The organism is Methylobacterium crusticola (assembly GCF_003574465.1).
In the GTDB taxonomy this organism is placed as follows: Bacteria; Pseudomonadota; Alphaproteobacteria; order Rhizobiales; family Beijerinckiaceae; genus Methylobacterium; species Methylobacterium crusticola.
On sequence record NZ_QOWC01000014.1, the window covers coordinates 13,423 to 35,918 of the forward strand.

The 22,496-nt window shown below is 70.1% G+C and carries 27 protein-coding genes; 24 read left to right on the forward strand and 3 right to left on the reverse strand.

The window, feature by feature from the left end:
* The first annotated feature begins 97 nt into the window (after positions 1-97).
* Positions 98-355: a hypothetical protein gene (locus DT057_RS10760; protein ID WP_128562096.1), complete on the forward strand. Its 258-nt coding sequence runs from the start codon at positions 98-100 to the stop codon at positions 353-355.
* A 54-nt stretch (positions 356-409) separates the two neighbouring features.
* Positions 410-748, forward strand: coding sequence for a hypothetical protein (locus DT057_RS10765; RefSeq protein WP_128562097.1), 339 nt, complete (start codon positions 410-412; stop codon positions 746-748).
* Between the two features lie 38 nt (positions 749-786).
* On the opposite strand, the gene DT057_RS10770 is transcribed toward DT057_RS10765, so the two are convergent.
* From DT057_RS10770 to DT057_RS10780, 3 genes are all read right to left on the reverse strand, one after another.
* Positions 787-1,353 (reverse strand): hypothetical protein, encoded by a 567-nt coding sequence (locus DT057_RS10770; RefSeq protein ID WP_128562098.1) that lies wholly within the window; start codon positions 1,351-1,353, stop codon positions 787-789.
* Between the two features lie 121 nt (positions 1,354-1,474).
* Entirely contained in the window at positions 1,475-1,975 is a 501-nt protein-coding gene (locus DT057_RS10775; protein ID WP_128562099.1) for a hypothetical protein, read from the reverse strand.
* Between the two features lie 399 nt (positions 1,976-2,374).
* Positions 2,375-3,496: a hypothetical protein gene (locus DT057_RS10780; RefSeq protein ID WP_128562100.1), complete on the reverse strand. Its 1,122-nt coding sequence runs from the start codon at positions 3,494-3,496 to the stop codon at positions 2,375-2,377.
* An 85-nt stretch (positions 3,497-3,581) separates the two neighbouring features.
* Between DT057_RS10780 and DT057_RS10785 the strand changes: the two genes are divergently transcribed.
* From DT057_RS10785 to DT057_RS10885, 22 genes are all read left to right on the forward strand, one after another.
* Positions 3,582-3,854, forward strand: a complete 273-nt coding sequence (locus DT057_RS10785) for a hypothetical protein (RefSeq protein ID WP_203236245.1) — start codon at positions 3,582-3,584, stop codon at positions 3,852-3,854.
* The gene (locus DT057_RS10790) at positions 3,854-4,123 is read left to right on the forward strand and encodes a hypothetical protein (RefSeq protein WP_128562102.1); all 270 of its coding nucleotides are present in this window, start codon (positions 3,854-3,856) and stop codon (positions 4,121-4,123) included. Before DT057_RS10785 ends, DT057_RS10790 begins: the two co-directional genes overlap by 1 nt.
* Positions 4,124-4,418: 295 nt before the next feature.
* Complete coding sequence (locus DT057_RS10795) at positions 4,419-4,898, forward strand: hypothetical protein (protein ID WP_128562103.1); 480 nt, start codon at positions 4,419-4,421, stop codon at positions 4,896-4,898.
* Between the two features lie 241 nt (positions 4,899-5,139).
* Positions 5,140-5,427: a hypothetical protein gene (locus DT057_RS10800; protein WP_238313661.1), complete on the forward strand. Its 288-nt coding sequence runs from the start codon at positions 5,140-5,142 to the stop codon at positions 5,425-5,427.
* Positions 5,428-5,708: 281 nt separating this feature from the next.
* Positions 5,709-6,212, forward strand: coding sequence for a hypothetical protein (locus DT057_RS10805; RefSeq protein ID WP_128562104.1), 504 nt, complete (start codon positions 5,709-5,711; stop codon positions 6,210-6,212).
* Between the two features lie 4 nt (positions 6,213-6,216).
* Entirely contained in the window at positions 6,217-7,437 is a 1,221-nt protein-coding gene (locus DT057_RS10810; protein WP_128562105.1) for a DUF7146 domain-containing protein, read from the forward strand.
* Positions 7,437-8,012 carry a hypothetical protein gene (locus tag DT057_RS10815; RefSeq protein ID WP_162501376.1) on the forward strand — a complete coding sequence of 192 codons (576 nt, stop codon included), beginning with the start codon at positions 7,437-7,439 and terminating at the stop codon, positions 8,010-8,012. The genes DT057_RS10810 and DT057_RS10815 overlap by 1 nt, the downstream gene beginning before the upstream one ends.
* A gap of 46 nt (positions 8,013-8,058) precedes the next feature.
* Positions 8,059-9,549, forward strand: coding sequence for a primase-helicase family protein (locus DT057_RS10820; protein ID WP_128562107.1), 1,491 nt, complete (start codon positions 8,059-8,061; stop codon positions 9,547-9,549).
* Positions 9,550-10,134: 585 nt separating this feature from the next.
* Positions 10,135-11,043 carry a hypothetical protein gene (locus DT057_RS10825; protein WP_128562108.1) on the forward strand — a complete coding sequence of 303 codons (909 nt, stop codon included), beginning with the start codon at positions 10,135-10,137 and terminating at the stop codon, positions 11,041-11,043.
* Positions 11,044-11,195: 152 nt separating this feature from the next.
* Positions 11,196-11,369: a hypothetical protein gene (locus DT057_RS35460; protein WP_162501377.1), complete on the forward strand. Its 174-nt coding sequence runs from the start codon at positions 11,196-11,198 to the stop codon at positions 11,367-11,369.
* On the forward strand, positions 11,366-11,950 hold the full coding sequence (locus DT057_RS10830) for a hypothetical protein (protein ID WP_128562109.1): 585 nt from the start codon (positions 11,366-11,368) through the stop codon (positions 11,948-11,950). Before DT057_RS35460 ends, DT057_RS10830 begins: the two co-directional genes overlap by 4 nt.
* A 120-nt stretch (positions 11,951-12,070) precedes the next feature.
* Positions 12,071-12,655, forward strand: a complete 585-nt coding sequence (locus DT057_RS37220; protein WP_128562110.1) for an ArsR family transcriptional regulator — start codon at positions 12,071-12,073, stop codon at positions 12,653-12,655.
* A gap of 5 nt (positions 12,656-12,660) precedes the next feature.
* The gene (locus DT057_RS10840; RefSeq protein ID WP_128562111.1) at positions 12,661-14,712 is read left to right on the forward strand and encodes a terminase gpA endonuclease subunit; all 2,052 of its coding nucleotides are present in this window, start codon (positions 12,661-12,663) and stop codon (positions 14,710-14,712) included.
* A 12-nt stretch (positions 14,713-14,724) separates the two neighbouring features.
* The gene (locus DT057_RS10845; RefSeq protein ID WP_128562112.1) at positions 14,725-14,925 is read left to right on the forward strand and encodes a phage head-tail joining protein; all 201 of its coding nucleotides are present in this window, start codon (positions 14,725-14,727) and stop codon (positions 14,923-14,925) included.
* Between the two features lie 3 nt (positions 14,926-14,928).
* Positions 14,929-16,452, forward strand: coding sequence for a phage portal protein (locus DT057_RS10850; RefSeq protein WP_128562113.1), 1,524 nt, complete (start codon positions 14,929-14,931; stop codon positions 16,450-16,452).
* Positions 16,453-16,479: 27 nt separating this feature from the next.
* Positions 16,480-18,546, forward strand: a complete 2,067-nt coding sequence (locus tag DT057_RS10855; RefSeq protein ID WP_128562114.1) for a prohead protease/major capsid protein fusion protein — start codon at positions 16,480-16,482, stop codon at positions 18,544-18,546.
* Between the two features lie 90 nt (positions 18,547-18,636).
* Entirely contained in the window at positions 18,637-18,966 is a 330-nt protein-coding gene (locus DT057_RS10860) for a DUF2190 family protein (protein WP_128562115.1), read from the forward strand.
* 7 nt (positions 18,967-18,973) lie between these two features.
* The gene (locus tag DT057_RS10865; protein WP_128562116.1) at positions 18,974-19,381 is read left to right on the forward strand and encodes a hypothetical protein; all 408 of its coding nucleotides are present in this window, start codon (positions 18,974-18,976) and stop codon (positions 19,379-19,381) included.
* A complete protein-coding gene (locus tag DT057_RS10870; RefSeq protein ID WP_128562117.1) occupies positions 19,378-20,151 on the forward strand; it encodes a hypothetical protein in 774 nt (257 codons plus the stop codon). The genes DT057_RS10865 and DT057_RS10870 overlap by 4 nt, the downstream gene beginning before the upstream one ends.
* Before the next feature lie 13 nt (positions 20,152-20,164).
* On the forward strand, positions 20,165-20,377 hold the full coding sequence (locus tag DT057_RS10875) for a DUF2635 domain-containing protein (RefSeq protein ID WP_128562118.1): 213 nt from the start codon (positions 20,165-20,167) through the stop codon (positions 20,375-20,377).
* Between the two features lie 75 nt (positions 20,378-20,452).
* A complete protein-coding gene (locus tag DT057_RS10880) occupies positions 20,453-22,009 on the forward strand; it encodes a phage tail sheath C-terminal domain-containing protein (protein WP_128562119.1) in 1,557 nt (518 codons plus the stop codon).
* An 86-nt stretch (positions 22,010-22,095) separates the two neighbouring features.
* Complete coding sequence (locus DT057_RS10885) at positions 22,096-22,464, forward strand: phage tail tube protein (protein WP_128562120.1); 369 nt, start codon at positions 22,096-22,098, stop codon at positions 22,462-22,464.
* The last annotated feature ends 32 nt before the right edge of the window (positions 22,465-22,496 follow it).

Sequence of the window (22,496 nt, forward strand, 5' to 3'; positions counted from 1 at the left end):
GGAGTAGTCGACCTCGGCTACCTTTACGGCTAAGCTTCCTGTCATGACTAGCCGAGCGACGCGCGCAGTCGAGCGCACTCTTGATCCGGGACCCGAGTTGGCTCTGGGCGAAGCGGCCTTCGTGCTGCTGTCCTGTGTGTACCGGGAGCTGGCCCTGACCTACGAGCAGGCGCATCCCGGGGATTTCGTGCGCGTCAATGAAGGTTTGTCTCGGCGAGCGATCCGGACGATGATGGAACTTCGCCTGGAGTTGGCCGACAGTGTCGAGGTGGATACTGCGTTTGGTGCGCTTGTGGCGAAACTGAGAGGCGCAATGCTGGCAGCAGAGGAGGCCGCGAGAGCGACCCGCGGATAGCTGGGCACGCCCCGCGCCGCCGGCTCGTCCTGCTCTCATGTGATGAGGGAGTCGATGGTGTTGCACACGGACGGGGTCGCCGACTCCCACCCTGCAGGCCGATGCGTGGATGCGGAGGCGCCGCGGGCAGTCACTCCGGACTCGGCCTTCCGGCTCCTGACGCTGGCCTACTATGACGTCGCGCTGGCGTACGACGCCGTGAAGCCGGGCGGCTTCAAGAACGTCACGCACGCGGTGGCCACCAACCTCGTGGCCGAACTCACCAAGCTTCGGGAGGATCTGCCCTGTGACGACGAGGCAGAGCGAGCCTTTCGGGGGCTGGTGCTGAAACTGCGTGAGGCTGTCCTGAGCGTCGATCGCGCCGTGGCCATCGTGGGCGCCGGCCGCGCGTGAGGGATCGCCCCAGACAAGGGCCGAGCGCGGCTTCGTCATCACGCCACCTCGCGGGCGTCGAGGGGCAGGGCGCGTAGGCTGGCCGCGTCGGTCGGATCAAAGGGAGCGACCGCCGCCTCGGGCAGGCCGTTGTCGAGGGCGAGGCCCCGCCAGGCGAAGATTGCACCGGCCGGGCCGGGCGAGCGCGCGCTCTCGCGGCCGATCAGCGCGGAGACCCGGCCGTGGAACGACCCGGGCCGCTTGCGGCGGGGCGCGGCGTCGAGCCAGCGCACGTAGGCGTGATGCAGCGTACCGACCGACACCGACGCGCTGGCCCTCAGCCGGGTCTCCTGCATCAGGAACTCGAGGAGCGGATCATCCTTGAATGCGTGACCGGCGAGCTCCTCGATCGGTCCGGCGTGGCCGATCTGACCCGTGATGGCGCCGACGACGTGTAGAAGGTTGGCGTCCGTGAGCGCCGCGCAGCTCTGCCAGCGACTCCAGCGCGCGTAGGTCGCGCAAAGCTCTCGGGCCGGGACGCGTGCGGTCGGGGCAGCCGGCTCCAAGCAGTCGGCCAGGAAGGCACGGATGAGGTCGCCGAGGGTCGGCGGAGTGGGGCGGGGCACGAGCAGGCTCCATCGCTGGCGGGCGATGGGGCAGATGCTGCGTCAGCTTTTTCTGATAGTCAATCGCAAAGCAGAAAAATCTGATGGCGAGCTGATGGTCCAGCGTGCTGTGTATCAGAAGTCACCCGTCCGGCTGAGCCTCGCACGTGAGCATTTCCGGCCACGTGTAGAAGGCGAAGCGAACCCCACTGTCTCGTATCTCATGGTCGGTGTGCATCTTGCCGCGGAGGCGGTTAGCGAACTGATTGACCCGTTGCGGCGACCAGTTTGGCTGGAGCGCTGCCACAAGTGCATTGCACGCGAGGCGAAATGCCTTGATCTCAGACGCGTCGCTTTGGTCAGGTTTTCGCCAGCGCGTGATCAGCATCGACGCGCGAGTCGACTCGCCCAGTGTGTTCGCGGTGAGGCTGAATTTCGATCCGAGTTCCCAGACGCACACGGTCTTGAGGTACTTGGGTTCTCCGCAAACGGCAGCGCCCCAGTCGAGATGATCTCCAAGACGCTTCGAAGCGGCGGTGATAGCAGGTCCAGCGTCGGCGAAAGCAATACTGAGCTCGGCTGCACGAACTGCCGGGACATTGGCAGCAAAGCAAGACGCGCTGAGAAACATTGCCTTAATCATAGCGCGCCTAATCTCCTCAGTTGATTGAAATCTCGTGATGAGGGTGCGGCCCCGGCGCGATGCGTTGATGGCTGCCCGGCATGCCTTGACATGGGCGCAAAATGAGAACGAAAATAGAACAAATGCGTGCATAGGTTCTCGGTATGGTCGCGGGAGTGGGAAATGTTGGCGGCCTCGTTGAGCATAAAAGAACGCTCCGGGTTCGATGTCTCGGCTGTGGTTCTGAGACCTACCCGCGCATAACATTGGGAATGCGCCGACTAGACCCGAAAGGAATTGATTCAATGGTTCGCAAAATGATCTCGAGCATCTCATTTTACTGTGCGGCGTGTAACTCTGAGAAGGGCCGTGTGCTCGGACATTTTGAGGAAGCTTCGCGGTAATGCCGCACGCCACAATTCAGATCCGGTGTCGTATCTCGCGCACCCACGCAAGAAGGCGAACCTCCTGGCCATCGTCCGGATCCCGGTCGTGCGGAACAATGATGGGCTTGTGCTTGGTGTTAGATGAGCGCGGATGGAACTCGTAGCGATCTTGGTAGAGCTCGAGCTGCTTCACCGACAGCTCGCGCAGGTGCCCGCCATCGCGCATACGCTCGATCACTACTACCATGCCAGTGTAGAGCGCCGCCCGTCCGCGAAGGCTCTCGAAATCAAGGCCAGACAAACGACTCCCGCCGATGATTGGCTGCGGCTTTAACGCATCCATAGAATCGCCACGCACATCAAAGACCAGCATGCGAGCGTACGGATACTCTTCGTCGGCCAGGGCGGAGACGCGCGGCGGCGCTACATCAGAGAATTCGTCTACCTCTCGGAATGTGCCCGCCTCCACGACACCTCCATACATAGCTTCGACGACACGGCTGGCGGACAAGACTACCTCATCCTCGGGCGCCTCAGCCGGTGCGGTGGGAAGAACTGCGGCAGCTATTCCGGGCCGGTTGGCGCCGATGCCCGTGATGAGCCACGTCGCCGTGGTTGCAAGCGGTTTCGCGAGGGCATTGAGAAGCGCGATGTCAAGGTGTGGCCGATCGCCATCCGTCACCAGTGATCGGCGTAGCCGACTGACGGCATCTGGCTGCTTCGCTTGTTCGGCGAGACCTGCTTCCGAGAGTCCGACGTGAGCAATGCGTTGCTGCAACCGTATGAGAATCGGATGCTCGGTCCCAGTCGCCCCCGGCGACTCATGCGCCGCCTTCGACATATCCCCAGCAATCGTCTGGGAAGTGCGTCGTGACTTCACGTGGGTCGGCGCGGTGCGCGTCCCCTCGGAACCCGCGAAATCGCCGGCGACTACACCCTTGTCAGGATCTGATATCTTCCCGAGCAGGAAATCCTCGCTTGTAGCGAGGGCGCGGGCCAAATTCGTGATGCTCTCGCCGCGTACGCTGATCTTGTGCCCACGCACTAAGTCGTTGATGAACGCAGTGTTTTTGAACCCACCGCGCCGGGCAGCCTCGGCCTGCGAGATGTCTCGCAGATCTAAGAGATAGCTCACCCGTTCCTGAAGCGTGTTCATATCGGAATTATCCGATAGCGTCACGGTTCCGCCTAGCCAGAAGTTTCTGATTGACCGTCAGCAAAATCTGATGTTTGCTGACGGTATGGAACAGACCCTCCGTGATCACCTGTTCGCCCTCCGCGACGTGTACTGCGCCCACACAGGCGCATCCTCGACGACGGTTGCTCAGGCCGCGTGCGGGGATTGGCGATTCTTCGACAAAGTCGGCGACGCGCCCGCAGCGTCATTTCGGATTCGCACCTACGACCGTGCGTGTCAGTGGTTCGCCGACCATTGGCCTGATGCCGTATCTTGGCCCAACGATATTCCGCGCCCGCTGCGCGACGCCGTCACAGCCGAAGCGGGGGCTGCCTGATGCGCGCCCGCTGGATCCTCATCCGCTTGGCCCCCGAGGCGATCTCTTCGACCGCCGCCGCCCAGACGCCCCTAGCTACGGCGGCAGTCGATACGCCGGCCGGGTGCGCGACGCGACCGGCCGGCAAACCCTGGTCCCGCTACGCCCCCGAGGGCGTCGCGGCCCTGATGATCCTCGCGGGCTTGGTGCTCATCGCCGCCGGCCCGTGCCTCGCTCCGCCGGCGTCCGTCGCGCTGCGCGGCGCGCTCACGGCGGAAAGCCGGCCCTGATGGACCGGCCTGCCGTCTTCCCGATCACGGTCTCCTCCCGCGGCCGTCCCGAAGTTCCTGCCGGCGCCGGTTCTGGGACCGGTAGGGGCGTGGCCCTCACGGGCGTTTCCTCCCAAGGTGACTGGCCGGAGCCCTCGCGGCTCCGGCCCTTTTGGGATTTCCGTTCCTCGTGCGCGACCCATGCCCACCAAAGCCGGTCGCGCTCAACCACACATCACGCCGCCTCCTCTCTGGCGCCGCCCGCCATGGGCCGCCCTACCGTGGTGTTAACAACACACCACAGGAGGTTTCCGAGATGTCGGAATTCTTCTCCGAGATCTCGGAAAAACCTTCCGAGCGCTCGGAACACCCTCCCGAGACACGCCGGATGACGACGCTGGAAGAGGCCGCTTTTCTCATCAAGGACGTCGCCGAGCCGCGGCCGGCCGGGGATTCCGTCAAGGCCGCCATCGACCGCGCGGCCCGGCGGGTCTCCGCCTTTCTCCAGGAGCCCATGCGTTATGGTCGGGCCGAGGACATCTGGCGGCGGGAAGCCCGGCGCATCTCCGCCGAGGAGATGGACGCGCTCCGCGCCGCTCACGCCCAGCGCCAGCGCGCGCTCGCGGACCAGGGCTGCGCGGTGGCTGAGGTGGCTGACCGCCTGGAGCACCTGGTTGCCCTCTGCGATGCGGGCGAGGCTCGGCTCGCTGTTGATCAGCTTCGGTGTGCGGCTCGTGCGGCGCGGCGATCGGCGAACGCGCTGGGGCGTCTGGCTGACGCGCGGGCGGAGGCCTGAGCGATGACCCGTCGCCGCCTCAGCACCGGTCCTCCGGCCCCCATCATCCCGGCGGAGGACCCATCGTCGTCATCTAACCCATAGGCCGCCAGAGCCGGATCACCGGCCGCCCGGCCACCGCGCCCACCCGTCCGTGGCGCGCATTTCAGGGGCCTCGATCATGGTACAACCGAGTGTGCGTCCGCGCGTGGCGGTTGCCGCGTCGCTCCTTCTGTGCGCCCCGCATCCCGGCTCGGACGGCGTGCTGGCCTACGTCGACCTCCTGCGCGACGAGGCCGCGTACTTGCTCCGCCGCTACGGCGTCGAACGCCGCGGCCTCAGCGACGAGGAGGCGGACGAGGCCGCGCGCCTCGCCGGTACCGCACAGGATCTCCTAACCCTTGCCGACCTCTACCTGCACAGCGCCACCCCGTATCGGGATGACCCACGCACCGCCCGAGCGCCCTGCCACGCGCCGGCCCCGCTGCCCGGCCACCTCCTGGTGCGCCCCAGGGAGGGCGCCCCGACCGATCTCCAGGTGCGGGGGTGAGCATGGCCACGCGCGCCTGCCCCGTCTGGTCCCCGAAGGACATCCGCCGCGCGGTCCCGAAGCCGGCTCCGATGCTCCCCCCGGCCTCCGCGCCGATCCCGGAACCCTGCACACCCGCCTGCCCGCACAGCGCGGCCCCGCTCGACCTCGAGGGTCTCTACGCCCAGGTCGAGGCGGATCGGATGGCCCGGCTCGCACCTCCTACGGCCCCGGCGCCTGTCCCTCCTGTCGCGCCCGCGACCGTTACTGATCCGGTCGACAGCCCGCGCCGCGCTCGCGCCGTGGCCAAACCGACCGCCCAACGTCGCCCAAGCGCCAGCGCCCCGACCAAGGGCGCCCAGGCCGTCGCGCGCATCGAGGCGCAGGCCCTCACCACCGGCGCGCGCCCGGCCCCGGTTGCACCCGCTCGCCCGGTCGTGACGATCCAGGCGGCCACGCATCGGGGCCGCGTGGCCAGTGACTTCCCGAACGCCGACGCCTTCATCCTGGCGCCGACGCCGGGCGGCATGCCGTCCCGCATCTTCGCCGAGCTCCTGCGCCGCCGGGCCGCCGCGGTGCACGCCGACATCTTCGCCGGCGAGCCTGAGGCGAGGGCTTGGCGCCGCGACGTCGCCCGTGAGGATCTCCGCGCCCTCGCCGACCTCTACGAGCACTGCCCGACCCTCTACCCCGTCGTGACGATCCGCGAGAGCGACGGCCTCGCGATCAACGGTGACGCCCTACGCGCCGCCGTCCAGCGCTTGGGCGGCGGCTCCTCGCCCGCCCTCGCCTGCGTTGAGGGCTGAGACCGTGGGCTCGGCCGCGCACGACGCCTGGGTTGAGGAGGCCCGCGCCGCGGACCTCGTCGCCTACGCGCGCGCCCGCTCGCCCAAGATCCTGCGCACCACCACCGAGTGGATCGGCCCGTGCCCCGGCTGCGGCGGCACCGACCGCTTCGGCATCTCGCTGCGCAAGAGCATCTGGTCGTGCCGGCAGGGCGGGGGCACGCCGATCGGCGGCGACGTCATCGCCCTGGTGCAGCACGTCGAGGGCTGCGACTTCCGCACCGCCTGCACGATCCTGACTGGACGCCGCCCTCCAGGGGTCGAACCCGAGACGGAGGCCGAGCGCGCCGAGCGGCGCGCCGTTCGGGCGGCGCGCGAGGTGGCGTCCCGTGCGAAGGCTGCGGCGGCCGAGCGGGAGAGTGCGCGTTTCCGCGAGGCTGAGCGGGAGCGGCTTCGGGATCTCTGGCGCGCCGCCGGGCCCGTCGCCGATTCGCCGGCGGAGGCCTACCTGGCGCGACGCGGACTTGCGCCCCCGCATGGTGCTGATCTGCGGTGCGCGCTTGCCCATCCCTTCTTCGCGTCGGGGGCGCACGGTGCAGCGGTGCTGCACCGCGGTCCAGCGCTTCTGGCCGCGATCCGCGGCCCGGGTACCGGTCCGGAAGGTCGCTTCGCAGGCCTGCACGCGACCTGGATCGACCTCGACGCCCCGGACGGCAAGCTCCGGCTCGCCGACCCCGCCACCGGCGAGTGCCTGCCGGCCCGCAAGGCCCGGGGCTCGGTCACCGACGGCCGGATCGAGCTCGTGCGCGTCGTCGACCCCGTCCGCCTGGTGCTGGGAGAGGGGATCGAGACGGTGCTCTCGGCCTGGGAGGCCTTGCGCGCCTGCCGCCCCGTCTTCGTCGAGGGGTGCGCCTTCTGGTCCGGCGTCGCGCTCGGCAACATCGCCGGGAAGGCGGCCGACACCGTACCCCACCCATCCGAGCGGCGGCTCGACCGGGCCGGGCGCCTGCGCCGCCTCTTCGTGCCGAGCGGGACCCCGGCCGATGACGCCGGCCCCGGCATTCCGATCCCGCCCTCCGTCCGCGAGCTCTGGCTCTGCGGCGACGGCGATTCGGACCGGTTCGCCACCACCCTCGCCCTCGAGCGCGCCCGCCGCCGCTACGCCCGACCCGGCCTCTCGGTCGAGATCGCCTGGGCGCCCGAGGGCCAGGATTTCAACGACGTGCTTCGGAGTGCCGCCGCGTGATGCCCGCCATGCCCCCCGTCTGCGAGGTATCGATCGCTCTCGACCGAGCCACGGCGGCTCGGCTCGCGCCGCCGCCACCCCGGCGCTCGGCGCGCGAGCCCGAGGGCGTCCGTGCCGCGGGCCCGGCTCGGAGCTTCGCAGGCCTGACCGTCAGCATCGGGGCGGTGGCGCGCCAAGCCATTGCCGAAGCGCGGGCCAAGCGCGCCGGGACCGAGGCCGTGCTGCCGCTCGCCCCCGAGCCCGCTCCCATCTCGATCAGCCTCGCGCCGCCCCGCGACCTCGCTGACGCGCTCGCCGGCTACACGTTCGCACAGCTCTACACCCATGCCCTCGACGGCCTGCGCCGGGCCAGGATCAACCTCGAACACGCCGAGGATCTGGCCTCGGGTCGGCACGAGCCCCGCGAACTACGCCGCGACCCAACCGCGTTCGCGCCCACTCCCGGCTGCGTCGCCGAGTTCGTCGCCACCGCCCGCGTCAAGGCTGCCGAGGCCGAGGCGCTGTGCGCGGTCCTCGCCCTGTGCGCCGGGCGGGAGCCACTGGTCGCCCAGGCGCTCGCGGGGGAGGGGGCCTGAACCCCCTCTCACTTTCACCATCTCAGAGCCTCGTGTGAGCCCGCCCGTGTCCGACGACCCCAAAGACCGCATCGCGGGCGCCTTCGCCTCGGCCTCCGTCCTCAGCGAGCACGAGGCCGTGCCCGGCTTGCAGGAGCCCCTCGACGAAGGCGACGACGGCGACAGCGACGCCCCGGTGTCCGAGGACGGCGACGGCCCGGCCGACCCGCGCCCCATGGGCTTCGACCTTGGCGCCATGAACCGGGAGTACGCCCTGGTGCTGATGGGCTCGAAGGCCGTGATCATGCAGCAGCAGGAGGGGGGCCCGATCGAGGACCGGGTCAAGCTGCTTACCCTCGACGCCTTCCGCGCCTGGTTCATGAACCGGCCGACCGAGATCCTCGACAAGGACGGCAAGATCAAGCGCGTCACCTGGGCCGCGCGCTGGCTGGTGAGCCGCGAGCGTCGGCAGTACCGCGGGATCGAGTTCTTCCCCGATCCCGACAACGAGCCGAACACGCCCGGCTACTTCAACCTCTGGCAGGGCTTCGCTGTCACGCCGCGGGCGAAGGCGAACGGCTACGGCGTCTTCCGCGATCACCTCCTGACCAACGTCTGCGGCGGGTCGAAGACCCTGTTCGACTGGGTCTTCGGCTGGTTCGCCCACATCGTGCAGCGCCCGCGCGAACGCATCGGCACGGCCGTGGTGATGCGCGGCAAGATGGGCTCGGGCAAGTCCGTCGTCGGCGACGTCTTCGGCTCGCTCATCGCCAGCCACTTCTTCCTGGTCGACGATCCCCGCTACCTCGTGGGTCAGTTCAACGCCCACATGGCGAGCTGCCTTCTGCTGCAGGCGGATGAAGGCTTCTGGGCCGGCGATAAGGCCGCCGAGGGCCGCCTCAAGGGTCTCGTTACGGCCGAGACGCAGATGATCGAGTCGAAGGGGGTCGACCCGATCCGGCTCAAGAACTTCGTGCGCCTGCTCATCACCTCGAACGAGGATTGGGTGATCCCGGCCGGCAAGGATGAGCGGCGCTTCTGCGTGATCGATGTCGGATCGGGCTGCGCGCAGAACAAGGAGTACTTCGCCGAGCTGTACCGTGAGATGGGCGACGGCGGCCGTGAGGCGCTGCTGCACGACCTGCTCAGCTTCGATCTCACCAAGGTCAACCTGCGCCAGATCCCGCGCACCGAAGCGCTCCTCGAGCAGAAGCTGCGCTCGCTCGACACGGTCGAATCGTGGTGGTTCGAGCGGCTCGCCGCGGGCTCGTGCCTGTCGAAAGAAGCGCGCTGGCACCCGCACATCCCGGGTGAGGCGCTGTTCGACGACTACATTGTCACCGCCGACAAGATTGGCGTCCGGCGCAAATCCGAGCTGATTGCCTTCGGGATCAAGATGCGCAAGCTGATCCCCGGCCTCGCCCGCAAGCGGTGCCACTTCGACGGCTCGACGGATCGGATGTGGTGCTACGTGCTGCCGCCGCTCGCCGCCTGCCGCGAGATGTTCGAGGCCGAGGTCAACCAGGCCGTGACCTGGGACGGGGAGGGGGAGCCGTGAGAGACCGGGCAGGAAGGGGTGAATCACGCTGCGGCGGCGCGCACCATCGCACGCCCCGGGTTGGCTGCGCCCGAGAGACCGGCAAGGAAGGGGTGAATCGCTCCTGTCGCGCGCGGCCGCGCCGTGCCAACCCGGGATCGGATGTCGCGAGAGACCGGGAAGGAAGGGGTGAATCGCCCGTCTGTCCCAAGTCGAGTTGGGACAGACGACGAACATGGGACAGCGCAACTCATTGATTTTAAAGGGGTTTTCCCATCTGTCCCAAGTGTCCCAACTTTTTTCGCGCCCGCGCGCGTAAAAGCGCGTTTATCCCTTCCTTCCCGGTCTCTCGCGGAACGCCAATCGGAGCCGTGAATGACTCACGTGAGGCTGAAACATGGGACACTTGGGACAGATGGGATAACCCCTTTGAAATCAGATACTTAGCTTGTCCCAACTTGATTCTTTGATCTTCTAGAGTTGGGACAGTTGGGACAAAGGCCGTCGAAGGGCGGTGTTGCCGCGCTAAATCGGCGATCGCAACCCGGCTTAAACCATTGATCCTGCATCATAAACGCTTCTCCAGTCGCGTACGAGGCGGGTGTCATGCGCAAGCGGATCGGGATCGAGGACTTCCTGCGCTGGGCCTACCGCGACGAGCTGCCGAAGGCGCAGCCCGATCCGGGCCTGCTCGGCCCTGCGGGCTACCGGGGCGGCATGGGCGGCCTGGAACGCATGGCGGAGCTCGGCGTGCGGATCGATGTTCCCGACAACCGCTACGGGGTCGTGCCGAACGCCTGGGGCGGCGACGACCCGCACCCGGACGCGGTTCGGGCCGCGCATGCGGTCGAGGCCCTCCACGCACTCGAGCTCGAGCTGCCGGACGGTTGGAACCCGATCGCCGACATGGGGGAACTCGGCACGCTCGGCCCTGCCGCGGTCCAGCGGGCGCTCCACGGCCTCTGCTTCACCCACGCGTCTGGCCGGCGCACGTTGCGCCCCCACGCCACGCCGCGCCGGCTCGTGTTCCGACACGCCCTCCTGGGCGGAACGCCGGACTGGGAAGGGGAGGCGCCCGTCATTGCCCTCGTGACCGGCGGCAACGGCAAGCCGGCCTGGTTCCGGCGCGAGACCGTGATGGGGGAGGGTGGTGCCTACGAGATCGAGGTCGACGGGATGGACCGCAAGCGCCGCCTCCCGCACCCCGACGCGTACCAGAAGCCCTCCCTCTCCCCCGACCCCGTTGAGACGATCATGGGCCGGGGCGAGTACGAGATCTGGCGCTCGGTCCTCGATCTCCTGCACGCCGACTTGGCGCCGCAGCTCACCGCCTTCACGCTCGAGGGGTGCGCCCGGCCGATGCGTCCCTGGGAGACGGGGGATCTCCCGAAGCGTCGCGTTATCCACAGCCTTCTGCGCGTCGCTGCTCCCCCTCAGAAGGGGCCCTCGCGCCCTCTGGGACGGGCGCGCCGGCCCGCGTCCCCTGTGCGCCACGTGCTGCAAGGGGCAGCTTGACGGCGCGCCTGGAATTTGGTGACAGTCCGGTCACCCTCAGAAGGTCAGAAAAACCCCGGCGCACCCCGCCGGGGTTTTTCTTTGGGCCGCAGGGCTTGTCCGAACCCGCTCGCCGCGGGCAGCGCCGCGGCACTCACACCCCGGAGGCGACCATGGGCTGCGCCTGCGCCGAGCGCCGCACCGCCCTCGTCGAGGGCGCCCGGGCGCTCCTGCGCGGCGACGCGCGGAGTGCAGCGCAGGGCGCGCGGCGGATCGGGCAGAGCCTGGCGCAGGACGCCGCGGCGCTCGCTCGCCAGATCGAACAGGCGCGGCGGCGGGCCCGATGACCGGCGCCCTGACCGTCACGCTCGACGCCGCGGCCATCGCCCGGCTCGGCAACCAGATCGCGGCGACCGGCGCCAAGGCGCCGCTCGCGCTCGCCCGGGCGATCAACCACACGGGCGACAAGGCCAAGACGCAGATGACCCGGGCGCTCGTCCCCCAAACGGGGCTGACGCGCCGGGTGATCGTCAAGGCCCTGCGCGTCCACAAGGCGGGCGCGGGGTCGCTGACCTACACGGTCACCGTCAAGGGCGGGGACATCCGCCTCAAGTACTTCAAGGCCCGCGAGACCGCGCAGGGCGTCTCGGCCGCGCCCTGGAACAAGCGCTCGATCTGGCCGCACACCTTCATGAAGGCCGGCTGGTGGCCGTCCCGGGTGGTCAAGCCCAACTGGAACGGCCAGGTCTTCGAGCGGGCGCTGTCGAAGACGAACAGCGGCATGGACCGCTTCACCGTCGTGCGCTCCGGCCTGTATCTCCCCGACGAGCTCGTGACGGGTGCGAGCCGCGCGGCCTTCGAGGCGGCGGTCGCCCGCGACCTGCCCGACCGGCTGGCGCACGAGCTCGGCCGGGTGCTCGGCGCCTGACCCCGCCGGCCCCGGCCGGCCCGCGGGTCCCTCCCCGGGCGATCGCCCCCCACGGGCGAGAGACCCCGGGTTCTTGCCAGTGAGGCTGCCCCGAAAGCACGGTTGCCAGGGTTGTGAGACGTGCCAACCGACGTTGCCACACCTGAGGTGATGTGGCCGGCCGCCCGGATTGCCGAGCGCGACGGCGTCACCCGCGAGGCGGTGCTCAAGCTCGTGCGCGACCACGCCGCCCAGCACGGGCTCGCGGTCGAGCGCGACGGGCGCGGCCGCATCGCGCTGATCAACGTCGTCCAGTACGACCACCTGCGGGGCCGCTACGCCGACCCCTCGAAGGCGCAGGCCTCGAAGGCCGCCGCGCCGCCCGCGCCGGCCCCGGCCGACAGCTACGACGAGGCCCTGCGCCAGCGCGCCTGGCACGACGTCGAGAAGCGGCGGCTCGAGGTCGGCGACCTGCGCAAGCAGCTCCTGCGGCGCGACCGCTACGAGGCGGCCGTCGCGCAGGCCGCCGCCGAGATGGCGCGGTACATCGATCAACTGCCCCAGGAGGCGGACGCGATCGGCCGGGCGCTCGGCCTGGAGAACGTCCACACCCTGCGGCTCGAACTCAAGAATGCGGCGGCCCGGATGCGCGCGAAGATCGCGGGCGCGTTCCAGGCCATGGCCGCGGAGGCGCCGGCGACGGACGAGGAGGTGCCGGCGGAGTAGCGGGAATGAGCGGCTTTTCCGGCGCGGCCAGACTGGTGACCGGCCGGATCGGCCAGGTCCTCGAGCCGCGCCCCCCGGTGGCCGTCTCGCAGTGGCTCGCCGACAACCTCGTCCTCATCGACGGCCCGCTTGCCGGGCAGCGCTGGAACCCGGCTGGGGCGCCCTACCTCACTGAGATCGCCGACTGCCTCGGCGACGATCATCCCTGCAACCTCGTCACGGTGCGCAAGAGCCAGCAGACCGGCGCCTCGATCCTGGCGCTCGGCTGGATGCTCTACATCGCCGACCAGGAGCCGGCGAACACGCTCTACGGCGTGCCCGGCATCGACTTTTTGCGCGACATCAACGGGCAGAAGCTCCAGCCCCTGATCGACGCGTGGCAGAAGCGTGCCGGCCGGGTCGTGATCGAGCCGCAGACCAGCCGCTCGGGCGCCGGCTCGACCACCTACGAGAAGAAATTCCCGGGCGGTTACGTCTCGCTCGGCAACGCCAACTCGGTCATGGACCTCTCGTCCAAGACCACGAAGAAGGGCGTCAAGGACGAATTGTCGAAGTGGGCCGACATTCCGGGCTTCGGTGACCCCGAGACCCTGTTCTTCGGCCGGTTCACGGCGTTCCGGCGCACGAAAGACTACAAGATCCTGGAGATCTCGACGCCCGAGATCGACACCGGCGACGAGACGGGCGAGAAGCCCGGCCACTGCCGGATCGACCGGTCGTTCCGGCGCTCCGATCAGCGGTTCTGGAACCTGACCTGCCCGGGCTGCGGCAACCTCTTCGTCCATGACTTCGAGCGGCTGCGGATCGACGCCGCGCATCCCCACCGCACCCGCTACGAATGCCGGTGCGGGCACCACGTCACCGAGGCCGAGCGGGTCGAGGCGTTGCGGGACGGGCGCTGGATCCCCTCCGTCGAGGGCGAGGGGCGCCATCCGGGCTTTCACATCGACGCGTTCATCTCGCTCATGATGAGCTACGAGGCGATCGCCGAGGACTGGCTCAAGAACGCGAAGAAGGGCGACAAGGGCGCCAAGGACTTCTCGAACCTGACCCTCGGGCTGCCCTACCGCCAGCGCGGCGACGCCCCCGACCACACCCGCCTGATGGAGCGGCGCGAGGACGGGCTCACGCGCTTCCACGTGCCGGCGCAGGGCCTGCTCCTCGTGGCGAGCGCCGACGTGCAGATGCGCGGCATCTGGTACGAGGTCGTGGCCTTCGCACCCGACGGTCAGAGCTGGACGGTCGACGCGGATTACATCCCGGGCGACCCCGCCGACTCGCGGAGCGAGGTCTACGGCCTCCTCCTCGACCGGACGCTCCGGCGCGAGTTCCCCGACGCGTTCGGGCGCACGCGGCGGGTCGACGTGCTCGGGATCGACACGGGCTACCTCTCGAACGCCGTCTACGGCTTCGTGCGGCTGAACCAATCGATCAACCTCAACACCGGGCACGACACGATCCTGGCGCTCGACGGCGTGCCGGGCTGGCAGAAGCCGCCGATCGGGCAGCGGCGCGAGGTCGAGGTCGACCTCGACGGACGCAAGATCAAGGGCGGCGTCCACATCTATCCGGTGGGGACCTGGGGCCTCAAGTCCTGGCTCTACAACGCGCTGCACAAGGCCGGCGTCCGCTCGGGCGAGCGGGTCGATCCGCCCGGCTACTGCCACTTCGGCATGTGGCTCGACGAGACGTACTTCAAGCAGCTCACGGGTGAGCGGCTCGAAGACGTGATCGTCAAGGGGCAGGTGACCACCCGAAAGTGGGCGAAGACCACCGACAACCACCTGCTCGACTGCCGGGTCTACAACCTGGCGCTCGCCGAATACCTTGGGCTCTCCTCGATGAGCCCGGACGAATGGGCCGCGCTCGCGCGGGCCCGCGGACTGCCGGACGAGCTCTCGCACGTCGACCTCTTCACGCCTGCGCGGAGGTTAGCGACGTCGCCCGAGGGCTCGTCCGGCGCACCCCTGGCGCCCGTGCCGGCGCCGCCCCCGCCCGAGCCTCCGGCGCCGCCCCCGGCACCGAGCTGGTTCGACCGCCCGACCGACTGGTTCTGAGGACGCGCCCCGATGGCCTGGACGACCGCCGATCTCGACGCGATCAACCAAGCCATCGCCACGGGTGCGTCCAAGGTGCGCTTTGCCGACAACCGCGAGGTAACCTACCGCTCGCTCGCCGACATGCGCTCGGTGCGCGACGAGATCGCGGCCTTCCTCGGCCTGAAACCCGCGCCGCTGTGCACCACCTACGCCAGCTTCGGACGGGACTGACCGATGTCGCTCGCCCTGAAGGCGCTGACCGCGCTCGCCTGGGTGGCGCCGCGGGCGGCCATGACGCGCGCCCACGCCCTCGGCCTCGTCGAGGGGACGCGCGGCTACGACGGCGCCAAGGTCGGCCGGCGGGCCGACACCTTCGCCGGCGGCGCGACCTCGGCTAACGTCGAGATCGGCACGGCGCTCGCGCGCCTGCGCAACCGCTCGCGGGACTTCGCCCGCAACACGGCGGCCGGCCAGCGCGTGCTCGACATCAAGACCGCGCACACGATCGGCACCGGCATCCTCGCGGTACCCGACAACGGATCGGACCGGATCGACAACCAGGTCCGGCAGGAATGGGACGACTGGTGCGCCGTCTCCGACGTCGAGGGCGTGCTCGACTTCGCCGGCCAGCAGGTCACGGCCTACCGCACGACCTGCGAGGGCGGCGAGGCGGTCGTGCGCCGCGTCATCCGCCCGCTCTCCTCCGGGATGCGGGTTCCGCTGCAGCTCCACGTCCTCGAGGGCGACTGGATCGACACAGCCCGCGATCTCGGCCTGTTCGAGGGCCAGAACTCGCGCCTCGGCGTGGGTCTCGGCGACTACGATCGGCGTACGGGCTACTGGCTGCACGTACAGCATCCGGGCGACTTCAACTTCTACGGCTCGCCCTTCGTCTCGAAATTCGTCGAGGCTTCCGAGGTGATCCACCTCTACCGGCCCCTGCGGCCGGGCCAGGTGCGCGGCGTGCCGGTGTTCGCGCCCGTGCTGATGACGGCGCGCGATCTCGCCGACCTGATGGACGCGGTTCTGGTCAAGGCCAAGACCGAGGCGTGCTTTGCCGCCTTCGTCGAGACGAACGGCGAGCAGCAGAGCAACGTCGGCCAGGTCGTCAAGGAGGGCGGAGTCGCCCGGCGCCTGATCGAGAAACTCGCGCCTGGGATGATCAACTATCTCAACCCCGGCGAGAAGGTGAGCTTTGCCGCGCCTACCGGGTCGGGCCAGTTCGAGCCGGTCTGGCTCGCCGGCCAGATGGCGCTCGCGGCCGGCACCGGCATCACCTACGACCAGCTCACGGGCGACCTCCGGCAGGCGAACTACTCTAGCCTGCGGGCCGGCAAGATCGAGAACCGGCGCCTGACCGAGCAGGAGCAGCACCTGATGCTGGTGCCGCAGCTCATGCGGCGCGTGACCGGTTGGTGGACCGATACTGCGATCGCCGCCGGGGCCCTGAAGCCCCGCAAGGACGGCTATCGCTGGAACTACGTCATGCCGGCGGTCGAGCCGATCGACCCCAGGAAGGACCTCGAGGCCGACATCCTGGCGGTGCGCGCCGGCCGGATGACGCCCCAGACCTTCATCGGTTCATGGGGCGAAGACTGGCGCAAGGTCATCGCCGACACCAAGGCCTTCTTCGAGCTCGCCGACAAGGACGGCCTCGTCCTCGACATCGACCCGCGCCGCACCTCGCAGCTCGGCGTCGCGCAGTCGCCTGGCGGCGAGGGCTACGCCACCGATCCGCCGAAGCCTGGCGCCGACTGACCCCCAACCCCCCAGGAAAATCCGACGATGAGCGGCATCCGTGCGGCGCTGACGCGCGCCGTCTCCAACGCGCTGACGCGCGCGGCCACGACGCCCCGCATGGGCCCCGACGGGTTCGAGCCTGGCTCGACCGTCACCCGCGCGGCGAGCTTCGTGCCCGGCACTTACGACGCGGCCGCCCGCACGATCGAGGCGGTGTTCTCGAGCGGCGCCCGGATCCGGCGCTGGGGCGCCTTCGAGGAGCTCGCGGTCGGACCGGAGGCGGTCGACCTCGGCCGCGCCATCGACGGCCGCATGGCGTTCCTGTTCAACCACGACCAGGCCCGGCCGATCGGCGTGGTCGAGGAGGCCCGCTTCGACGCGACCGGCCTCGCGGGGCGCTTGCGCTTCGCCGACACCGAGGACGGCCGCGCCTTCGAAGGCATGGTCTCGCGCGGCGAGCTCTCGTCGATCTCGGTCGGCTACCGCGTCACCTCGTGGACGCTGACCAGCGTCGAGGACGACACCGAAATCTGGCGGGCGGACAAGTGGGAGCTCCTCGAGGTCTCCCTCGTGACCGTCCCCGCCGATCCCCGGGCGGCCGTGCGCAGCACGCCCGCCGAACCCACCCCCACCCCCCGGGCGCAGGCCCAAACCGAGGAGAGCGACGTGCTTCGTCGTCATTCGCCGCAGGCGGGCCCGGCGCCCGTTGAGACCGTCGCTCCCGAGGCCCCCGAGACCCGCGCCGCCCCGGCCGCGGCTCCGGCACCCGCCCCCGTGCTGGCCGTCGACGGCCAAGCGCAGGTGCGCGCCGAGCGCGCCCGCGCTGCCGAGATCCGCGAGATCGGCCGCCGCTCCGGGATGCCGCAGGCCGACATCGACGCCGCGCTCGACGGCGACACCGGCGCCGAGGCCTTCCGCATTCGCGCCTTCGACTTCATGGCCGCCCGCTCGGATGCCTCCATGACCCGCAGCGTGCCCCGTGCCCAGGTCACCGGCCCGTCCGAGGTCGAGCAGCGCGGCGCGGCGATCGAGAACGCGCTGATGCACCGCTTCGACCCGAAGGGCGTGCAGCTCTCCGACCAGGGCCGGCTGTTCCGCGGCATGACGCTGCTCGAGATCGGCTCCGACCTGCTCGAGGGCGCCGGCGTGCGCACGCGCGGCATGTCCAAGCACGAGCGCGCCCAGGCGATGCTCGAGATGCGCTCAGGCGTGTCCGACATCGCGATCCGCTCGGGCGGCTCGCTCTCCACCTCGGACTTCCCCAACATCCTGGCGAATGTCGCCAACAAGACCCTGCGGATGGGCTACCAAGCCGCCCCGCAGACCTTCCGGCCGCTCGTGCGCGTGGTCACCGTGCCGGACTTCAAGCCGGTGAGCCGCGTCCAGCTCGGCGAGGCGCCCCAGCTCGAGAAGGTCAACGAGCACGGCGAGTTCAAGCGCGGCAAGATGGGCGACGCCGGCGAGAAGTACGCCGTCGCGACCTACGGCAAGATCGTCTCGATCACCCGTCAGGTCATCATCAACGACGACCTCGACGCCTTCACGCGCATCCCGCGCGCGTTCGGCGTGGCGGCGGCGAACCTCGAGAGCGACCTCGTCTGGGGCCAGATCACCGGCAATCCGGCGCTCGCCGACGGGTTCAACGTGTTCGACGGCACGAACCACAAGAACGTCGGCACCGGCGCGCCCACCATCGGGGCCGCCGGCGTCGGCGCGGCGCGCCAGATGATGCGGGTCCAGACCGGCCTCGACGGCAAGACGCTGCTCAACGTCACCCCGACCTACCTCGTGGTGCCGACCGCCCTCGAGACGGTCGCCGAGCAGTTCCTGGGGCAGATCTACCCGACGAAGTCTTCGGACGTCGTGACGGCGTCGATGAAGAAGCTTCAGGCAGTTTCCGAGCCCCGCCTCGACGTCGCCTCGGCCTCGACCTGGTATCTCGCCGGCTCGCCCGAGCAGATCGACATCATCGAGCTCGCCTACCTCGAGGGCCAGGAGGGGCTCTACACCGAGACCCGCATGGGCTTCGACGTCGACGGCGTCGAGGTGAAGGTCCGCCAGGACGTCGCCGCCAAGGTGATCGACTTCCGCGGCCTGTGGCGCTCGGCCTGATCGGCCAGGCCCCGGCCCTCGTGACGCGGGCCGCCTGACGCGGCCCGCGATCCTCCCGGCAACCCCCATCCCTCGAGGCCAGTCCACCCCATGCGCAACTTCGTGCAGAAAGGCGAGGTCGTCACCCTGACCGCGCCCGCCAACCTCCTGTCCGGCGACGTCGTGATCGTCGGCGCCATCTTCGGCGTCGCAGCCGCCGACGCGCTCTCGGGCGCCGACGTCGAGGTCGTGACCGGCGGCGTCTACGACCTGCCCAAGGTCTCGGCCCAGGCCTGGACGCAGGGCGCCGCCGTCTACTGGGACGCCACCGCCAAGAACGCCACCACGACGGCGGGGAGCAATACCAAGCTCGGCGTCGCGGTGCTGGCGGCCGCCAATCCCTCGGCCGTCGGCCGCGTGCGGCTCAACAAGTCGTTCTGAGGCGCCCATGCCCGCGCCGTTCGCCGCACTCGCCCGCGCCGCCAGCCGCACGGTCGATGCGGTCTACGCCGAGGGCTTCACGCTCCAGCCCCGCACGGCGCCGCTCGTCGGCGCCGTGCGGGACGTCAACGCTCGGCCGGTCGTCGACACGGCGCGCCTGGCGGTCGCCTTCCGGGGCGTCTGGGTGGCGCCCGGCGCCATGATGAACGCCCATGGCCGGGCGATGTCTGACGCGACCACGAAGGCGATCGCGGGCGAGAAGCCCCGGATCGACGTCGACGTCGCGCGCCTGCCCCAGCGCCCGGTCCAGGGCGACCTGATCATCCGGACCGACACGGGCGAGCGCTACCAGGTCACCGACTACCTGCCGGTCGACCTCGGGCGCGCCCAGATCCACCTCGCGGAGATCCGATGAGCCTCGCGCTGACGGCCCTGCGGCTCCAGGCGGTGGAGACGCTGCTCGCCGATCCGGGGATCGCGCAACTGTGCGGCCCCCTGGTCTACGACGAGCGCATCGCCGACTTCGACCACCGCGAGCCCGTGCCGGTGATCGTGGTCACGACCGAGTCGATCGTGGCGAAGGCCTACTCCGCCAACAACGGCGGCTCGCCCTTCGACCTGCGCTGCGAGCTGGTGCTCGAGATCGCGATGACGGCGGTGGCCGACGTCGAGGGCGTGCCCATGCTCCACCGCGTCGGCAGCGACCGCGACCTGGCCGCCTTCCTCGACTTCCTGAGCGAGCGCGCCGTCGTGGCCCTTTGCGAGGGGGAGACGTCCCAGGCCGCGCTCCTGCGGCGCGCGGTGACGCGGCGCGTCCCCGAGTACAAGAGCGATCCGTTCAGGACCGACCAGACCGGCGAGAAGTTCGCGGTCCGCTACCTGCGGTTCGCGGTCGAGCTCAAGGGCGACGACGGCGAGGACGCGCTCGATCCCCCGACCGGCCCCTACGCGAGCCTGCCCGATCCGCTGCGCACGGTCTGCGAGGCGGCCCCCTCGGGATCGAGCGCGCAGGCCACCTGCCAGCTCCTGGCCGGCATCCTGCCCGCCCCGGCCCCGCCTCCGGTGCTGCCCTTCACGGGCGCCGATCTCACCTTCGCGCCGCACGCGCTCGCCCCGGACGCGGCCCCGAGCGAGGCCGACGACCGCGCGGCCGCGATCACCTTCGGCGTGCGCGCCAACCCCTGAGCCGAGGCCACCGATGGACACTCACGTCACCCCGGCCCTGCCGACCGCGCAGATCCCCGACCCCTCGCGCGGCCGGATGCTCCCGCCCGAGGGCGCGCCGGTCGCCTGGAACGCCTACTGGGCCGGCATGGCGCGCCGCGGCGAGGTCACCGTGCGCCCGCTCGACCTGCCGGCGCCCGAGGCGGCCTCGGCGGCCGACCCCGACGCGGCCGCCCCGGCGGCCTGACCCTTCACACACCCCCTGTCCCGCCACCCACGGCCGCCCGCACGGCGGCCGGCTTTCCGTTCGGAGTGATCGCCCGTGGCCGTATCGTTCAACCAGATGCCCGGCGACGTCCGGCGCCCGCTGTTCTACGCCGAGTTCAACCCGGGTGTGCCGCCCTACTCGGGCCTCTCGCGCACCCTGGTGCTCGGCCGGCGCAAGAGCGGCGCGAACGGCGGCAGCCTCGTCGCCCTCAAGGCGCAGAACGTCGGCTCGACGGACCCGAACGCGCTCGGCGGCCGCGGGTCCATGCTCGCCGACATGATCGCCTACGCGCGGTATCACAACCCGCTCGGCGAGATCTGGGCGATGGACGTCGGCGACCCGTCGGGCGGCTCGAATGCGGCCGGCGCGATCGCGATCACCGGCACCGCCACGGCGGCCGGCACCCTCGTGCGCTACATCGGCGGCCAGCGGTACGGCGTCGGCGTCGCGGTCGGCGACACCGGCGCGACCGTCGCGGCCGCGCTCGTCGCGGCGGTGGGCCGGGGCTACGTGGTCTTCAACCGGCGCATGTCCGCGCCCGTCACGGCCGCGGTCGACGGCACGGTCACGAGCAAGGTCAACCTCACCGCCGTGCACACCGGCACCGAGGGCAACGGCATCCGGATCGAGGCCGGCCTCGACGGCGACGAGATCGACCCGGCGGGCCTCACCGCCGCGATCACGGCGATGACCGGCGGCGCCGGCGACGTCGACATGGCGGCGGCCCTCGCGGCGCTCGGCTCGGCGCAGTTCGACTGGGTCGCCTCGCCATACGCGCTGACGGGCCAGCTCAACGCCTCCCGCGATTTCTTCTCGGACGCGGGCTCGGGCCGCTGGTCGCCGACGGTCGGCCTCGGCGGCCACCACATCACGATCGCGACCGGCAACGTCTCGACCCTGACCACCCTCGGCGCGGCCCGCAACGATCGCCACGCGACCATCGTCGGCGTCCTGAACTATCCGACCCCGGTCTGGTCGATCGTCGCGGCGATCGCCGGCGTCGTCGGGCTGTCGAAGAACCTCGGCCGGCCGCTCACCGAGGCGATCGAGATCGCCCGGCCGCTGCAAACCCTCGTGCTCTCCGGGGTGCGCCCGCCGAAGGATCACGGCGACCGCTGGGGCGGGGCGGATTACGAGACGCTCTATCACAACGAGATCTCGGCCCTCGAGATCAACAACGACGGGTCGGTGGCGATCGGTCGTCTGTTCACGACCTACCAGACCAACGCCTACGGGCAGCCCGACATCTCGTTTCTCACCCTCGAGACCATGGCGATCTCGGCCTACGTCGGGCGCTACATCAAGCTCAAGGTCACGAGCACCTACCCGCGCCACGCGCTGCGCGACGACAACCCGCGCGGCTTGCAGGGCGTGGTCACCCCGCCCCAGGCGCGCGCCACCATGGTGCACGCCTACACCGAGCTCTCGGAAATCGGCGGCATCGTCGAGAAGCCGGAGCTGTTCGCGCAGTTCCTGATCGTCGAGCGCTCGAGCGACCCGCAGCGGCTCAACGCCTACCTGCCGATCGATGTCACCAACCAGCTCTCGGTCTTCGCCGCGAACATCACGGTCAACCAGGAGCTCACCGCCAGCAACGGCTCGCTCCTCTGACGCCCTCGCGGCTGGGCCTCGCGCCCGGCCGCCCTCGCACCCTCCGCACCCCTTCCCGCACCCCTTCCGCTTAGAGGCTCGACGTCATGGATACCAAGGGCGGGCGCTTTACGCTCGACATCAACGGCCGCACCTATTCGGGCCGCGGCAAGGCCACGGTCGAGCCCGCCCGGGTCTCGCGCGAGAACGGCGTCAACCAGAACGGCACCGGCTACTCGACGGTCAAGCCGAAGCTCGCCAAGCTCGACCTCACCTTCGACCGCGGCGTCGGCCTCCGGTGGGACGACGCCATGGTGCTGGCCGAGGTCGACGTGACCTTCGTCGAGACCGACCTCAAGACGCCGGTCACGCACCTCTACACCGCCGCCTCCTGGTCGGGCACGCCCTCGATCGACACCGAGACCGGCGAGGTCTCCGGCCTGTCGATCGAAACCGACAAGTACCAGCAGATCTGACGCCGCGACGGGCCCCGCGCGGGCCCGTCCCC

What these genes read in the sequence shown, in the direction of transcription:
- DT057_RS10765 (WP_128562097.1), top strand. Translation starts at nt 410, where the DNA reads ATGGTGTTGCACACGGACGGGGTCGCCGACTCCCACCCTGCAGGCCGA.
- DT057_RS10775 (WP_128562099.1), bottom strand. Translation starts at nt 1,975, where the DNA reads ATGATTAAGGCAATGTTTCTCAGCGCGTCTTGCTTTGCTGCCAATGTC.
- DT057_RS10780 (WP_128562100.1), bottom strand. Translation starts at nt 3,496, where the DNA reads ATGAACACGCTTCAGGAACGGGTGAGCTATCTCTTAGATCTGCGAGAC.
- DT057_RS10785 (WP_203236245.1), top strand. Translation starts at nt 3,582, where the DNA reads ATGGAACAGACCCTCCGTGATCACCTGTTCGCCCTCCGCGACGTGTAC.
- DT057_RS10790 (WP_128562102.1), top strand. Translation starts at nt 3,854, where the DNA reads ATGCGCGCCCGCTGGATCCTCATCCGCTTGGCCCCCGAGGCGATCTCT.
- DT057_RS10795 (WP_128562103.1), top strand. Translation starts at nt 4,419, where the DNA reads ATGTCGGAATTCTTCTCCGAGATCTCGGAAAAACCTTCCGAGCGCTCG.
- DT057_RS10815 (WP_162501376.1), top strand. Translation starts at nt 7,437, where the DNA reads ATGCCCGCCATGCCCCCCGTCTGCGAGGTATCGATCGCTCTCGACCGA.
- DT057_RS10825 (WP_128562108.1), top strand. Translation starts at nt 10,135, where the DNA reads ATGCGCAAGCGGATCGGGATCGAGGACTTCCTGCGCTGGGCCTACCGC.
- DT057_RS35460 (WP_162501377.1), top strand. Translation starts at nt 11,196, where the DNA reads ATGGGCTGCGCCTGCGCCGAGCGCCGCACCGCCCTCGTCGAGGGCGCC.
- DT057_RS10830 (WP_128562109.1), top strand. Translation starts at nt 11,366, where the DNA reads ATGACCGGCGCCCTGACCGTCACGCTCGACGCCGCGGCCATCGCCCGG.
- DT057_RS10840 (WP_128562111.1), top strand. Translation starts at nt 12,661, where the DNA reads ATGAGCGGCTTTTCCGGCGCGGCCAGACTGGTGACCGGCCGGATCGGC.
- DT057_RS10845 (WP_128562112.1), top strand. Translation starts at nt 14,725, where the DNA reads ATGGCCTGGACGACCGCCGATCTCGACGCGATCAACCAAGCCATCGCC.
- DT057_RS10850 (WP_128562113.1), top strand. Translation starts at nt 14,929, where the DNA reads ATGTCGCTCGCCCTGAAGGCGCTGACCGCGCTCGCCTGGGTGGCGCCG.
- DT057_RS10855 (WP_128562114.1), top strand. Translation starts at nt 16,480, where the DNA reads ATGAGCGGCATCCGTGCGGCGCTGACGCGCGCCGTCTCCAACGCGCTG.
- DT057_RS10860 (WP_128562115.1), top strand. Translation starts at nt 18,637, where the DNA reads ATGCGCAACTTCGTGCAGAAAGGCGAGGTCGTCACCCTGACCGCGCCC.
- DT057_RS10865 (WP_128562116.1), top strand. Translation starts at nt 18,974, where the DNA reads ATGCCCGCGCCGTTCGCCGCACTCGCCCGCGCCGCCAGCCGCACGGTC.
- DT057_RS10870 (WP_128562117.1), top strand. Translation starts at nt 19,378, where the DNA reads ATGAGCCTCGCGCTGACGGCCCTGCGGCTCCAGGCGGTGGAGACGCTG.
- DT057_RS10875 (WP_128562118.1), top strand. Translation starts at nt 20,165, where the DNA reads ATGGACACTCACGTCACCCCGGCCCTGCCGACCGCGCAGATCCCCGAC.
- DT057_RS10885 (WP_128562120.1), top strand. Translation starts at nt 22,096, where the DNA reads ATGGATACCAAGGGCGGGCGCTTTACGCTCGACATCAACGGCCGCACC.